Source organism: Providencia sp. PROV119, from assembly GCF_028482435.1.
In the GTDB taxonomy this organism is placed as follows: Bacteria; Pseudomonadota; Gammaproteobacteria; order Enterobacterales; family Enterobacteriaceae; genus Providencia; species Providencia stuartii.
This window is the reverse complement of sequence record NZ_JAMPQL010000003.1, coordinates 137,698-152,062: the sequence shown is the minus strand read 5'-3', so window position 1 is coordinate 152,062 and position 14,365 is coordinate 137,698. Positions and strand designations below refer to the sequence as shown.

Here is a 14,365-nt window from a genome sequence, read left to right as displayed (position 1 = left end):
TTATGACTGATTTTTTAGCCGCTAATCAAAAAGCATGGGATAAGCAAGCTTTACTGCAACAGCCTTGGTCAATTCCCGTTGACTCTCCGACCATTGCAAAAGCAAAACAAGGTGAATGGCAAGTTCATTTGACGCCTTCGCCATTACCTAAAGCGTGGCTTGGCGATATAAAAGGGAAAAAAATTCTATGTCTAGCCTCAGCGGGAGGGCAACAAGCCCCTGTTTTATCTGCTGCTGGTGCTGATGTCACTGTTTTTGACCTATCAGATAAACAATTAGAACAAGATAGACAAGTTGCTATTCGTGAGAATTTAAAACTAGAAACTATTCAAGGTGATATGCGAGATCTACACGTATTTCCAGATAACCACTTTGATCTCATTTTCCACCCTATTTCTAATCTTTATATACCGGATGTAAATCCTGTTTGGCGTGAATGTCATCGTGTTTTAAATACACATGGCAGACTACTATCCAGCTTTTTTAACCCAATCGTTTTTGTCGGTGACCGTGACCCACAATATAAGGAGCAACAAATAATTAAGCCGACTTATAAAATGCCTTTTTCTGAAATAGAGGCATTAACCCAGGAACAAATCCACTTGAAACAGCAAAATCAAGAAGCTTTTGTTTTTGGTCATTCATTAACCGATTTAATTGGTGGACAAATGAAGGCCGGTTTTCAGCTCGCTGGGTTTTATGAAGATTGGCAACCTAACCCTCGATTTGTTATTGACCATTACCTGCCGACTTTTTTAGCGACATTTGCGATTAAAACCGCCTAGTCATTTAGAAATGATGAAAGCTGATTTTTTGATAAATCAGCCTGCTTGTTTGGCTGGCAATATTTTTCCCATACAAATTCAAATTGTTCTATTGGGATAATGTCATCAATTTCTTCAACAAAAGGAATGGATACCATCGTGTTACCTGACGCATTTTTATGGGAGCGCACGATAAACCGTTTAAAGCCATAGGGTAACTCATTTTTAAACCCAAATACTTCACCACAATAATAACCCGTTTCTTCACCATCCTGGGTTTTATTCAGCACATGGTAATTAACATTTCGATACTTAGCCGCCGTTGGGTAAGCGAGAAAATCTTCTACTGAGTTTTCAATTTTCTTTTTAGTGTCGAATTCTGATACTTGAGCGATATTCGTCATAATACCCGCAATATAAGCACCACCAACCATAAGCAACAGAACTAGGCTTCTTAATAACATTTTTACCACAGCGATTTTTTATAAAACGTACCTAATTACTATATTGAAATTGTAACAAAATGCGACAAATAAGTGAGCGCAGAATGAATTATTTACATTAAAAAATAATTATTCCTGATAAGGAGACATATAGCACTGTCTTTTGTGAATTATTGATATATTCTCCAGAGGTAGATCAATATCGCCGCTGAGAGACACCAGACAACCGTCGCAGACCCTAAACAAAACCACGCTGAAAATTTTGTGGCGAGCCAATAGACTGTCAGTAAATACAATAGATATGGAATTAATGACCATATACCAAATAATGCGGTCTTACGTAATGCTAATGCTCCCTGCTCTTGAACAATGATCACATGGGCGATCAAGGCAAATGTTGGGAACAAAGGTACTAAACCTGCTATATAAAATGTCTTACTTTTTGATAGTAAAGCAATAATTAAAACGGCTAATGCCCCTAATGAACACTTTAAGAACAATGAAAGCATAGTGGTATCTTATTATTTAATAACATTAACAGTTATATTATCTCTAAATATAAAAAAGTAATCAGTTATTTTTTTGCTTAGGTACATTGCTGTGCCACCAAAAAATAATAATTATAAAACAATAAGTTAATTTCAATTTCCTCGATTAAGCCCTCGTTATATTTCGGTTAGCATTCAGTTTGAATATAAAGTATACGCATTTCCTGCCGATACCATTAGGGAATACCTACACCTGACTTCTGTATGACCACCATAAGGTGTGTAGCAAATCACTTAGCGATTTGATCATCACCTTATATCAAATAAGTCGTTTATTTGTACGTGTTGAAACATGTTACCGACAGTATGTAAGGAAATAATAATGATGTTCGCGACTTCACAAAAAACTGATTCCCCTTTTTCCCGGTTCTCATTTTCAGGTCTTAAAACAACAACTCTCATTTGGATATTATCTGGATTACTGATCCTACTATTACTCTCTTCATGTTGGTTATTTTTTAGTTATCTTAAAAATTATCAAACGGCACTGGAAAGACTAGATGATATTTATCAAGAGCAGTCTGCACTAAATGATACATGGCAATCTCTTTTACAGGCTCGAAATACCTTAAATAGAGCCAGCTCAAGACATTTGTTAGTGATAAACAAAATGCAAACTGCTAATACTGATATTGATAGTTTAGTTCAACAATTTCAGGAGAAGATGAATAAAACCGAATCACAATGGGCAACTTTTACAGAATTAACACAAAATAAAAACGAATTAGCATTTAATGAGTTACAACAAAGCTATACTCAATTACATTCAGCGTTAATGGAACTATCTCTATTTTTAGTTCAAGGAAAAACTTATGAATTCTTAAATCAACCTACACAAGGTTTTCAAGATACTTTCGAACAAAATTTCAATTATTATCATCAGCAGTTAAATCAGGGTTATCATGATATCACCGCGGCAAGCGAAGAATTGTATCGCAAAAGTCTGATTGGTATTATCGCGGTGATCATTAGCCTAACATTGGTAACCTTACTCGTACGTTTAGTTCTACAACATTTATTTATTCGCCCTCTTAATCAAGTCATTGATGGCATAGAAAAAGTCAGTCAAGGGGTCCTTCACCATCATTTTGACAATAAAGGGTTAGCAGAAATTAAACTGTTGAAACAGCATGTTTCGAATATGCAGAGTAAGTTAATTAATATCGTCAAAAATATCTATTCTAATACCCATACTATCAAAGATGAGATCGGTGATATCACTCAAATGAATCAGGACCTATCTATTCGTGCAGATCAACAAGCCGCTGCTATTGTGGAAACGGCTGCAAGTATAGAGGAATTAGATTCATCCTTTAAACTTAATAGCGCCCATACTCATGAATCCTGCCAACTAATGGCACAGAACGGCATTACTATTGATAAGAGTAGTGAACTTATTTCTGACGTCGTTGAGAACATGGATGATATCGTCGATTTCTCTAAAGAGATCAGCAAAATCACATCAACCATTGATAATATTGCCTTTCAAACTAATTTATTGGCTTTAAATGCCGCAGTAGAGGCCGCCCGAGTTGGCGAGCATGGCAAAGGTTTTGCTGTTGTTGCAAATGAGGTACGTGAGCTGTCGATGAGCTGTAATCAAGCATCTAAAGAAATCAAAGTGCTGATTGATAATTCAAATGAAAAAATTCATCACTGCTTCCAATTAGCCGCTGATGCTAACGATAATATTGTGGCTATCGCAAGAAGTACCGCTAATATTAATGAAATGATACAGAACATCTCGCATGCGTCTAATGAGCAGACTCATGGTGTTGGACAAATCCATATTGCAATTAATGAACTCGATAACACCACCCAAGCGAATGCGGCAATGACGAAAGAATTGCAAGGTTCATTACAATCCTTAAAAACTCAGTCTGAATTACTTGAGGAGATCATTGCGACCTTTCACATTGAACCTACCTCTACACCAACCAAATCGCATAACCAAGAATAAGCCATACTCGTCCAAACAAGGTAGTTACTCAGTAACTGCCTTTACGACTGTCTAGAAAAGCATTTTTAATTGGATATTCATTGCTTTTTGTCTGATATAACAGTAAGACTAATTAGCTATTCACCAATTAAATAATGAGTAAAAATGACAATAAAAATATCTGTACTTGTTGATAACAATACCCTTATCGATAGCTACTTTTGTGGTGAGCCAGGTGTTTGCTACCATATCGAGGCTGATGACCATAAAATTCTTTTTGACACTGGTTACTCCGATATTTTTATCGATAACGCACACACATTAGGGATAGACCTTGCTACGATCACTGATTTAGCCCTGTCTCACGGACATAACGACCATACATGGGGACTGAATCATTTAATACAGCACTACGATAGACGTAATTGCTATTTTCCACAAAAGATCCGCTTGATTTACCATCCAGATGCACTTCTTCCAAAGCAATTTGACACCAAAGTGATTGGTGCCAATATCCCCAAAGATGTATTAAAGGCTTATTTTGATAACTATGAAACAGATAAGCCGTTTTACCTTTCCGACAATGTTATATTCTTAGGGCAGATCCCGAGAAATAATACTTTTGAAGGGAAAGAACCTATTGGAACGACGATTAATGCAGACCATCAAACTATTGATGACTATGTTTGGGACGATAGTGCATTGGCAATAAAAACCACGGAAGGGTTGATTATAGTTACCGGATGTTCGCATTCAGGTATTTGCAATATTGTTGAATATGCAAAACAAGTGACAAAAATAGATAAGATAGTGACAGTCATCGGCGGTTTCCATTTACAAGAAGCCTCTGATGAGGTTTTAAATCAAACTGGGCACTATTTTAGCCAACTTAATGTCGATCAAATACATCCCTGCCATTGTACGGATTTAGCGGCTAAAATTCATCTTTCCAAGTTTGCAGCCATTAAAGAAGTTGGCGTTGGATTAGTGTTAACTTACCCTTCATAATTAAATCAAATTGAGTGACGATAAAAATCTTTTTCGTCACTCTTTATGTTTTTCAGCGAAATAACAGTAAAAAAGTCACCATTGCAACATGGCGTTAACATGATTGACTTATTTTCAATGTTTTTAGTAAATTAATGATAGTGCTATAATTAAACTCGAGAGCCAAGGTCACCATCTGCTTTTTCACCAGCAATCATGCGTGTTAATTCTTCACAACGCACGATTTTCCCTTCAGATAAATGGAAGCAGGCAAATACTTCAAATTCACTGACATCGCCGCTCTTTTTCTCAGCATGTGCAATATGTTGGGTATGTACACAGTCTTGCCCTTCGGCAATGGATTTTATGGTAATACTAATATTATTCGTGGCCTCTTTTAATACCTTAAGATGCGCAACAAATTCTTCATAATTAATTTTTTTACCGTCGACAATTTGTATGTAGTTTGGCGAAAAATATTGTTCAATCACTTCCACTGAACCAATCTCTTTGCCAAGCACATCCGTTAGAGCTTGTTCAACAAATTTTATCTTATTCATTCTTTATCCCATTTAGTTTATATATCATGATTTGATAGATATCTTGGCATCGACGTGTTATTTCAAGCTTACCTTTAAAAAATTATCATAAAATGCCTAGAAACAGATAAAAAGTGCGAACAAAAGCCGACAAAAAACATTTTATTATTTATGGTTTTTAGCCTTTTGCGGAAGGATGATATAATAATTCGGCTCACACATTTATTTGAGGGTAAACAGTCGGTTCTATGACCGCCATTGAAGATAAGTTAACTCAAAACATAATAAAACAGGGCTTCACTAGATATGAAACCCTTTAATTTAACCTGAGCTTATTTTAATTTACTGTTACACAACTCTTGTAGCCGATTAATAAAGTGTGCAACATGGAAGCCATCACAAACTGCATGATGAACCTGTACTGAGAGCGGCAATAACAGTCTATCCCCTTCTTGCTGATATTTTGCCATTGTTATAATGGGTGCAAAATAATCGGTAAAATTAGCAACATTTAAATTAAAGCTATCAAAATTAACCCAAGGTAATGCTGAAATATTTAAATGATTTTCTGGTGTTACCCCTTGAGGAAATAACTTGGTATCACTTTTATAACGTTCCATTACCGATAAATAATTCACCATAAATTGATCAATATCGGATGAGTATGGGCAACTCAGTGCTGAAAATGTCTCTGTTTCTTGATGGAATACGGTGAATTGTGGGTCGACTGAATCCCATACGATCAATTCATCATCTTTTATCGCCATTCTCAACTCATCAAATTGATTCACGGCCTGAGCAATCAGATAGATCATTACCGGATAAAACTTATACGCTGAATCATCCAATGACTTTTTTAACGTCGTGATATCAATTTTGCTTGTTAAGCTAAAACCACATGGTAAACGATGCCGATAAAACTCAAAATGCTCACGGCGAACCCAATTTTTTACATCAAATTTTGTATAGTTCATAACATATCCCTTCTGAATTTTTATTTACTAAATGACTTTAATCAGAAGGGCATTCTCTCTGTCTGGATGGATAACATTTTCCCTCCACTTTTAGCTCAAAATGCGATAGGTAATAATAATAGCAAAATTCCGCACAAACACTAAACCCTAACTAAAAACATCCATCATATTTCTAGCATGTCTAAATGATCCCGTCATTTTTATCGCTGTTGCTCACGATAATCAGCTACATTTCCCGAGTAATTCGCCTTAAGAAGCGGGTTATCTGTAGCAAAAGAGAATATAAATTATTACTACCAATACGATAAGAATAACTATACTAAAAATTATCAAGGTCATCCTTTCTTCATTATCAATCTGTTTTGCTATTACCTCTGGCTTCTCTATTTTCTCCATTTCACGTTGATACTTTGTTACTGATTGCTTCTTTGCTTCCCTGCTTTTATCAAACAGTGATAAAATAATAACCGGAAGGATAAGGACCAGAGCAATAAAACCGATAATGATTGAGAATGTAATAACAATTAGCCCATCCATAAAACTCCTGTTATTAATATGTTATTGTATTACTTTTATACCAATACAAACCAACAAATATTTTTATATCTTCCCCATATATTTTTTTCTAAGCTCTTCAATACTAGGTCTATCACTTTTGTCTTTTGGTAAATTAATTATGGTAGAAATAATATAATACCTACCTTAAGGCAGGTAACCCAAAAAGAACAATCAAATTAATTTAAGACAACAAAAAACGGGAGCCATTACGCTCCCGTTATTAATCATACCACGTAATAAATTACATATGGCTAATAATCGCGTCGCCGAACTCGCTACATTTCAGTAGTTTAGCGCCGTCCATCAGACGTTCGAAGTCATACGTTACAGTCTTAGCTTCGATTGCGCCTTCCATACCTTTAACGATTAGGTCAGCGGCTTCTGTCCAGCCCATGTGACGTAACATCATCTCTGCGGAAAGAATAATTGAACCTGGGTTCACTTTATCCTGACCTGCATACTTAGGTGCTGTACCATGTGTTGCTTCAAACAGTGCACATTCTGAACCAATGTTTGCACCAGGAGCGATACCGATACCACCAACTTGTGCCGCCAATGCATCAGAAATATAGTCACCATTTAGGTTCATACATGCGATAACATCATATTCCGCTGGGCGCAGAAGAATTTGTTGTAAGAACGCATCAGCAATCACATCTTTGATAATGATGTCTTTGCCATTTTTTGGATTCTTAATTTTCACCCATGGGCCGCCATCAAGTAGCTCACCACCGAACTCTTCTAATGCCAGTTGGTAACCCCAATCTTTAAAGGCACCTTCAGTGAACTTCATAATGTTGCCTTTATGAACCAAAGTCACTGAATCACGACCGTTATCGATAGCATATTCAATCGCAGCACGAACTAGACGTTTTGTTCCTTCTTCTGAGCAAGGTTTAACGCCAATACCACAATTTTCTGGGAAACGGATCTTAGTTACACCCATTTCATTTTTCAGGAAATTAATGACTTTATCTGCTTCTGCGCTACCTGCTTTCCATTCAATACCCGCATAGATATCTTCTGAGTTTTCACGGAAGATAACCATATCAGTGAGTTCAGGTTGCTTAACAGGGCTTGGCGTACCTTTATAGTAACGCACTGGGCGTAGACAGATATAGAGGTCGAGTTGTTGACGTAGCGCTACGTTCAAAGAACGAATACCACCGCCAACTGGGGTTGTCAGAGGGCCTTTAATTGAAACACGGTAATCACGGATTAAATCGAGAGTTTCTTGCGGTAACCAAACATCTTTACCATAAACTTGAGTAGATTTTTCGCCGGTATAGATTTCCATCCAAGAAATCTTGCGCTCGCCGTTGTAGGCTTTTTTAACTGCTGCATCAACCACTTTCAACATCGCTGGCGTCACATCAACACCAATACCATCACCTTCGATGTAAGGAATGATCGGGTTGTTCGGAACATTCAGTTTGCCTTTAGCATCAATGGTAATTTTAGCGCCTTCTGCCGGAACTACTACTTTGCTTTCCATTAACCTCTCCTTTCACTTGCGCATTTGCTTGTTAATTTTTTGTAAGAGACCTGTCAATACTACTTCAAACTTTCTCTAACGCCAATGGTTAGTCGTTCAAGGTTTTATGCGGATCGCATTAAACGTACTAACTGACTCACATTTTTTGTTGATTTAGTTAACACATTTCCCATTAAATCAACAAGGTACGATAAAAGTCTAATCTTAAAGAAATTACGTAACCAAGATGTTGCTTCGATGATTTAGTGAATAAATGAATAGTTGTTGAAAAAAGAGACTATTTGCAGTTTATCTTAAATGCTATTAAGAAAAATTCGTTTTGCTCACATAAACTAGGTTTATTAAAGCAATTTATCATTGTAAATTAATAGGTTTTAACAGATTTAATGATTTTAAAGTTTTTTATTATATTATTTGTTTTTTTTAATTAATAACCACTGATAAAAATAATCCCTATTATTCTTCTATTAAGTTTATCAATAAGATAAGCTCATGCGCCTTAGATGTATAAAATTAACATCTCTAGATAGAGATACAACTTTAAATATAAAAAATTATTCTCAAGCTTAATAAATAATAAACTATCTCCGTCTCCTTATACTTTTATATCTTTCATTTTGAACTTTTTTAAATGCCCCTCTTTAAATGACATTTTTTATCTTCTCTTTGTGATTGACAATAAACCTCATCTCCCTCTTTGCTCTTTTGTGTCATTTTTCTTAAAAATCAACTACACTGAAAGCTCAGCCTACATTTTGTTGGCCTGTTTTTATCAATATTTAGTTAATCTGTTAAAATGGATTCTCATGTCTACATCGAATTATAAAGCTAGACCACCAACCAGTAAGAAAGCGCCGCGCAAGTTTGGGTCAAAAGCCACCTCTGAGCATTTTCGTTCTTCATTGTCATCTCGGACTCAATCTAAGCCCCTTACGTCGCGTAAAGTGATCTTATTTAATAAACCTTTCGATGTATTACCGCAGTTTACCGATGAGCAAGGCCGAGATACCCTAAAAAAATATATTCCAATTACCGATGTTTATGCAGCTGGCAGGTTAGATCGTGACAGTGAAGGATTACTCATTTTGACTAATGATGGGAAATTACAAGCGCGTTTAACACAACCGCAAAAAAACACCAATAAAGTCTATTATGCGCAAGTTGAAGGTATCCCTGATGACGCGGCTCTTGTGAAATTTCGCCAAGGTCTGACTCTTAAAGATGGTCCGACACGCCCTGCTGGTATAGAACGAGTCAATGAACCTGATTGGTTATGGCCGAGAACCCCACCAATTCGTGAACGTAAGAACATCCCGACTAGCTGGCTAAAAATCACACTTAGTGAAGGAAGAAATCGTCAAGTTAGGCGCATGACGGCGCATATTGGTTATCCGACTTTGCGGCTAATTCGCTATCAAATTGGTGAGTATACTCTTAATAATTTAGCACCTGGTGAATGGAAGGAGATCACTCTTGTTTAAACCTCATGTTACTGTCGCAACGATTGTCCATGCGAAGGATAAGTTTTTGGTTGTTGAAGAATGGGTCAATGGCAAACCGACGTGGAACCAACCCGCAGGTCACCTAGAAGCAGATGAAACACTATTAGCCGCTGCTGAACGTGAATTATTCGAAGAAACGGGCATTAAAGGGCGACCGCAAAAACTGCTTAAAATTCACCAATGGATAGCTCCCGATAATACCCCCTTTATTCGCTTTCTCTTTGCATTGGAACTGCCTGAGCGTTGTGATACCCAGCCACAAGATAGCGATATCACTTGCTGCCATTGGGTGAGCGCGCAGGATATTTTGAACAGTGATTGCTTGCGTTCACCGCTTGTCGCCGAAAGCATACGTTGTTTTCTCGAAGGCACCCAATATCCACTTGATGTGTTATCCGCATTTGGGGAGCACTTTGGCTGATTCACGTTGTGTCACAACACGGCTGGCTCTAAGCGCTAACAGATACTTATCGTTTGCGGGTATGCCAATACCCATTTCGAGCAGAAATCATGATTAGAATATTCCCCCTGCTAACGCTGGCGTAACAAGGGTACAACATGGTAAAGTATGGGGCTTAATTTTTCCGCAGTGAGAGTATTCCATGTCAGATAACAGCCAAAAAAAAGTCATCGTCGGTATGTCCGGAGGTGTAGACTCATCCGTTTCAGCTTATTTGCTTCAACAGCAAGGGTATCAGGTTGTTGGTCTGTTCATGAAAAACTGGGAAGAGGATGATGACGAAGAGTATTGTTCCGCCGCGACCGATCTTGCTGATGCACAATCTGTTTGCGATAAATTAGGCATTGAACTTCATACCATTAATTTTGCAGCAGAATATTGGGATAATGTGTTTGAACACTTTTTGTCCGAGTACAAAGCAGGCCGTACGCCAAACCCTGATATTTTGTGTAACAAAGAGATCAAATTCAAAGCCTTCCTTGAGTTTGCCGCAGAAGATCTCGGTGCCGACTATATCGCAACGGGTCATTATGTGCGCCGCCGCGATGTGAATGGTAAAAGCCAATTGCTTCGAGGCTTAGATAACAATAAAGACCAAAGCTATTTTCTCTATACCCTCAGCTATGCGCAAATTGCTAAAAGCCTATTCCCTGTTGGTGAATTAGAGAAACCAGAAGTCCGCCGTATTGCAGAAGAAGTCGGTTTAGTCACCGCAAAGAAAAAAGACTCTACGGGGATTTGCTTTATTGGTGAGCGTAAATTCCGTGATTTCCTTGGGCGCTATTTACCTGCACAACCAGGCCCTATTGTGACCGTTGATGGTGAAACCATTGGTCAACACGAAGGTTTGATGTACCACACGCTAGGCCAACGTAAAGGGCTGGGTATTGGTGGTATGAAAGAAGGCTCGGATGAACCTTGGTACGTTGTCGATAAAGACGTTGAAAATAATCGCCTAATTGTTGCACAAGGGCATGAACATCCTCGTCTGATGTCAACAGGTTTGATCGCCCAACAATTAGATTGGGTCGACAGAGAGCCTTTAACACAAACACTGCGTTGTGCTGTCAAAACCCGCTATCGTCAAGCTGACATCCCCTGTACTGTCACGCCACTTAATGACGGGAAAGTTGAAGTTATTTTTGATTACCCTGTTGCAGCAGTGACTCCAGGTCAATCAGCCGTATTTTACCTTGATGAAGTGTGTCTAGGTGGCGGTATTATCGAATCTCGTATTCAGGAGTAGTTGTGGCTAAAAATTATCGCGATATCACACTTGCGCTCGCGGGCATCTGCCAAGCCAGTTACATGGTTCAAAAACTTGCACAAGAAGGTAGTTGTAACGACCATGATCTTGAAGTCATGGTCAATAGCTTAACCAACATGAATCCATCTTCCACCATCGATGTTTATGGGAATGACCCTATCAACCTAAAAACAGGTCTTGGTGCGATGCTTGGCATGCTATCTGGCGGCAATAACGCAAGCGCATTATCCGCTGAAGTGACCCGCTATATGCTCAGTATTATCGTACTAGAACGCCGCCTCAATAAGAATCAACAAGCTATGGATAAGCTCGGGCAACGAATCGAACAGTTTGAGCGTCAAGCAAGCTATTTTGACCCTATGTCTGACGGTGTTTTTAACGCATTAGCGGGGATCTACGTGGATGTAATTAGTCCACTAGGCCCTCGGATTCAAGTGACTGGCTCCCCTGATATTTTAAAAAATTCACTGGTTCAAGCGAAAGTCAGAACACTTTTGCTCAGTGGTATCCGTAGTGCTGTACTCTGGCAGCAAGTTGGGGGAAGTCGTCTGCAATTAATGTTTTCCCGAAGCCGTCTGAGTAATCAGGCGAAAGAAATTCTGTCTCACTTTTAAAATTTGGAGTTGCTACCAATGGAATTATCCTCACTGACCGCTGTATCCCCGATTGACGGCCGTTACGGTGATAAAGTCAGCGCACTACGCACTATTTTTAGTGAGTTTGGCTTACTGAAATTTCGCGTGCAAGTTGAAGTTCGCTGGCTACAAAAACTGGCGGCAACCGCTCAAATCAAAGAAGTTCCATCATTTGATGATGACGCAAACGCTTACCTAGATGCAATTGTTGCGAACTTCAGCGAAAAAGATGCTATGCGCATTAAAGAGATCGAGCGTACAACTAACCATGATGTGAAAGCCGTCGAGTACTTTCTAAAAGAAAAAGTGGCGCAAGTACCTGCATTACACGCTGTTTCTGAATTTATTCACTTTGCCTGTACTTCTGAAGACATTAACAACTTATCTCATGCGCTGATGCTAAAAACAGCGCGAGAAGAAGTGCTACTGCCACAATGGCGTCAAATTATTGACAAAGTTAAAGCAATGGCTCAGGAATATCGTCACCTACCTTTGCTGTCACGTACCCATGGTCAACCAGCAACACCGTCAACAATCGGTAAAGAGTTTGCGAACGTTGCTTACCGTATGGAGCGCCAATACCGTCAGTTAGAGCAAGTTGAGATCTTAGGTAAAATTAATGGTGCGGTTGGTAACTATAATGCGCATATCGCAGCTTACCCAGAAGTTAACTGGCACGAGTTTAGCGAAACATTTGTCACTTCTTTAGGTATTACTTGGAACCCATTCACCACGCAAATCGAGCCGCATGATTATATTGCCGAGTTGTTCGATTGTGTCGCACGCTTTAATACCATTGTGTTAGATTTTGACCGTGATATCTGGGGCTACATTGCACTGAATCACTTCAAACAAAAAACCATTGCTGGTGAAATTGGTTCTTCAACCATGCCACATAAGGTTAACCCTATTGATTTTGAGAACTCAGAGGGTAACTTAGGTTTAGCGAATGCAGTATTGGGCCATTTAGCGAGCAAACTGCCGGTTTCACGTTGGCAACGTGACCTGACTGACTCGACTGTATTGCGTAATCTGGGGGTTGGTCTTGGCTATTCGCTAATCGCTTATCAATCTACCCTAAAAGGTTTAAATAAATTAGAAGTTAATGAGCAACACCTGCTCGATGAATTAGACCAAAACTGGGAAGTACTTGCTGAGCCTATTCAGACCGTTATGCGCCGTTATGGCATTGAAAAACCTTATGAGAAGCTTAAAGAGCTTACTCGCGGTAAACGCGTCACGGCTGAAGGCATGCAGCAATTTATCGACGGACTTGCCCTTCCAGAAGAAGAAAAAACGCGCTTGAAAGGGATGACGCCAGCTAATTACATTGGTTACGCTGTCACTTTTATTGATGAGTTAAAATAATTTTCACCTTTTTAAGTCCTCTCTCTAAGCAAAAGTAGGCAGGAAATATCCCGCCTACTTTTACTGTTTCTGCCCATATCTTGGGTTTGTTTGTCTTTGGTTTACTTAATCACTTGTTGTAAAGCGCTTATCTTTTTACCATAGAGCTTCTAATGCTATTCTTGTTGCAATAATATCGAGCAATTCTCTCTTTTTAATGTGAGGTTTTAGATGCGTATTCTTATCGTTGAAGACAATGCTCTTCTTCGTCACCACCTAACGGTTCAACTCAAAGAGCTTGGTCATCAAGTCGATGCAGCCGAAGACGCTAAAGAAGCTGACTATTTTTTACGTGAAAGCTGTCCCGATATTGCGATGGTCGACCTAGGGTTACCTGATGAAGATGGTTTATCTATGATCAAGCGCTGGCGCAGTACACAAATCAACATTCCTGTACTGGTACTAACTGCACGTGAAAGTTGGCAAGAAAAGGTCCAAGCGCTCAATAGTGGTGCAGATGATTATGTTACTAAGCCTTTTCATCTTGAAGAGCTGGTTGCACGTATGCAAGCTCTGATGCGCAGAAATAGTGGCCTCGCCTCTCAGGTATTAGAATTAGATGGCTTCGTCATTGATTTATCAAGAAAAGAGTTCACGGTAAATGGTGAACCCGTTAAATTAACCGCTTTTGAATACACGATTATTGAAACTTTGCTACGTAACAATGGGAAAGTGGTTAGCAAAGATTCGTTGATGCGCCAGCTCTACCCTGATGCTGAGCTACGTGAAAGCCATACAATTGATGTGTTAATGGGCCGTTTACGTAAAAAAATACAGCAGTTTCATGCTAATGACGTGATAGTGACTGTCCGTGGGCAAGGCTATCGTTTTGATGTGAATGGCTAAT

The 14,365-nt window shown here is 38.8% G+C and carries 15 protein-coding genes; 9 read left to right on the top strand and 6 right to left on the bottom strand.

The features are described 5' to 3' along the window. Positions 1 to 2: 2 nt before the first annotated feature. A complete protein-coding gene (locus PSF11_RS05355) occupies positions 3 to 785 on the top strand; it encodes a class I SAM-dependent methyltransferase (RefSeq protein WP_036940583.1) in 783 nt (260 codons plus the stop codon). On the opposite strand, the gene PSF11_RS05350 is transcribed toward PSF11_RS05355, so the two are convergent. After that, positions 782 to 1,228, bottom strand: coding sequence for a hypothetical protein (locus PSF11_RS05350; protein ID WP_041704994.1), 447 nt, complete (start codon positions 1,226 to 1,228; stop codon positions 782 to 784). The genes PSF11_RS05355 and PSF11_RS05350 overlap by 4 nt on opposite strands. Before the next feature lie 149 nt (positions 1,229 to 1,377). Further along, positions 1,378 to 1,716 (bottom strand): GlpM family protein, encoded by a 339-nt coding sequence (locus PSF11_RS05345; protein ID WP_014656142.1) that lies wholly within the window; start codon positions 1,714 to 1,716, stop codon positions 1,378 to 1,380. 361 nt (positions 1,717 to 2,077) lie between these two features. Between PSF11_RS05345 and PSF11_RS05340 the strand changes: the two genes are divergently transcribed. Both PSF11_RS05340 and PSF11_RS05335 read left to right on the top strand, forming a co-directional pair. Beyond that, positions 2,078 to 3,715, top strand: coding sequence for a methyl-accepting chemotaxis protein (locus PSF11_RS05340; protein WP_036940590.1), 1,638 nt, complete (start codon positions 2,078 to 2,080; stop codon positions 3,713 to 3,715). Between the two features lie 144 nt (positions 3,716 to 3,859). Beyond that, a complete protein-coding gene (locus PSF11_RS05335) occupies positions 3,860 to 4,702 on the top strand; it encodes an MBL fold metallo-hydrolase (RefSeq protein WP_040133235.1) in 843 nt (280 codons plus the stop codon). A gap of 149 nt (positions 4,703 to 4,851) precedes the next feature. Here the strand turns inward: PSF11_RS05335 and PSF11_RS05330 are convergent, their stop codons facing one another. From PSF11_RS05330 to icd, 4 genes are all read right to left on the bottom strand, one after another. Then, a complete protein-coding gene (locus tag PSF11_RS05330) occupies positions 4,852 to 5,241 on the bottom strand; it encodes a nuclear transport factor 2 family protein (protein WP_004920765.1) in 390 nt (129 codons plus the stop codon). A 311-nt stretch (positions 5,242 to 5,552) separates the two neighbouring features. After that, positions 5,553 to 6,194, bottom strand: coding sequence for a type A chloramphenicol O-acetyltransferase (gene catA / locus PSF11_RS05325; RefSeq protein ID WP_072502316.1), 642 nt, complete (start codon positions 6,192 to 6,194; stop codon positions 5,553 to 5,555). Positions 6,195 to 6,455: 261 nt separating this feature from the next. Beyond that, complete coding sequence (locus PSF11_RS05320; protein ID WP_014656146.1) at positions 6,456 to 6,731, bottom strand: hypothetical protein; 276 nt, start codon at positions 6,729 to 6,731, stop codon at positions 6,456 to 6,458. Positions 6,732 to 6,993: 262 nt separating this feature from the next. Further along, positions 6,994 to 8,247 (bottom strand): NADP-dependent isocitrate dehydrogenase, encoded by a 1,254-nt coding sequence (gene icd, locus PSF11_RS05315; RefSeq protein ID WP_004920773.1) that lies wholly within the window; start codon positions 8,245 to 8,247, stop codon positions 6,994 to 6,996. Positions 8,248 to 9,053: 806 nt separating this feature from the next. Between icd and rluE the strand changes: the two genes are divergently transcribed. The 6 genes from rluE to phoP all read left to right on the top strand — a co-directional run bounded on the left by rluE (position 9,054) and on the right by phoP (position 14,364). Further along, positions 9,054 to 9,728, top strand: a complete 675-nt coding sequence (rluE, locus tag PSF11_RS05310; RefSeq protein ID WP_072502354.1) for a 23S rRNA pseudouridine(2457) synthase RluE — start codon at positions 9,054 to 9,056, stop codon at positions 9,726 to 9,728. Then, positions 9,721 to 10,170: an NUDIX domain-containing protein gene (locus PSF11_RS05305; RefSeq protein ID WP_072502355.1), complete on the top strand. Its 450-nt coding sequence runs from the start codon at positions 9,721 to 9,723 to the stop codon at positions 10,168 to 10,170. The genes rluE and PSF11_RS05305 overlap by 8 nt, the downstream gene beginning before the upstream one ends. Positions 10,171 to 10,351: 181 nt before the next feature. Beyond that, positions 10,352 to 11,455: a tRNA 2-thiouridine(34) synthase MnmA gene (gene mnmA, locus PSF11_RS05300; protein ID WP_004920779.1), complete on the top strand. Its 1,104-nt coding sequence runs from the start codon at positions 10,352 to 10,354 to the stop codon at positions 11,453 to 11,455. 2 nt (positions 11,456 to 11,457) lie between these two features. Continuing rightward, positions 11,458 to 12,090, top strand: coding sequence for a high frequency lysogenization protein HflD (gene hflD, locus PSF11_RS05295; RefSeq protein WP_072502356.1), 633 nt, complete (start codon positions 11,458 to 11,460; stop codon positions 12,088 to 12,090). 18 nt (positions 12,091 to 12,108) lie between these two features. Beyond that, positions 12,109 to 13,479: an adenylosuccinate lyase gene (gene purB, locus PSF11_RS05290; RefSeq protein ID WP_060561081.1), complete on the top strand. Its 1,371-nt coding sequence runs from the start codon at positions 12,109 to 12,111 to the stop codon at positions 13,477 to 13,479. Positions 13,480 to 13,689: 210 nt separating this feature from the next. Then, a complete protein-coding gene (phoP, locus tag PSF11_RS05285; protein WP_004920785.1) occupies positions 13,690 to 14,364 on the top strand; it encodes a two-component system response regulator PhoP in 675 nt (224 codons plus the stop codon). The last annotated feature ends 1 nt before the right edge of the window (position 14,365 follow it).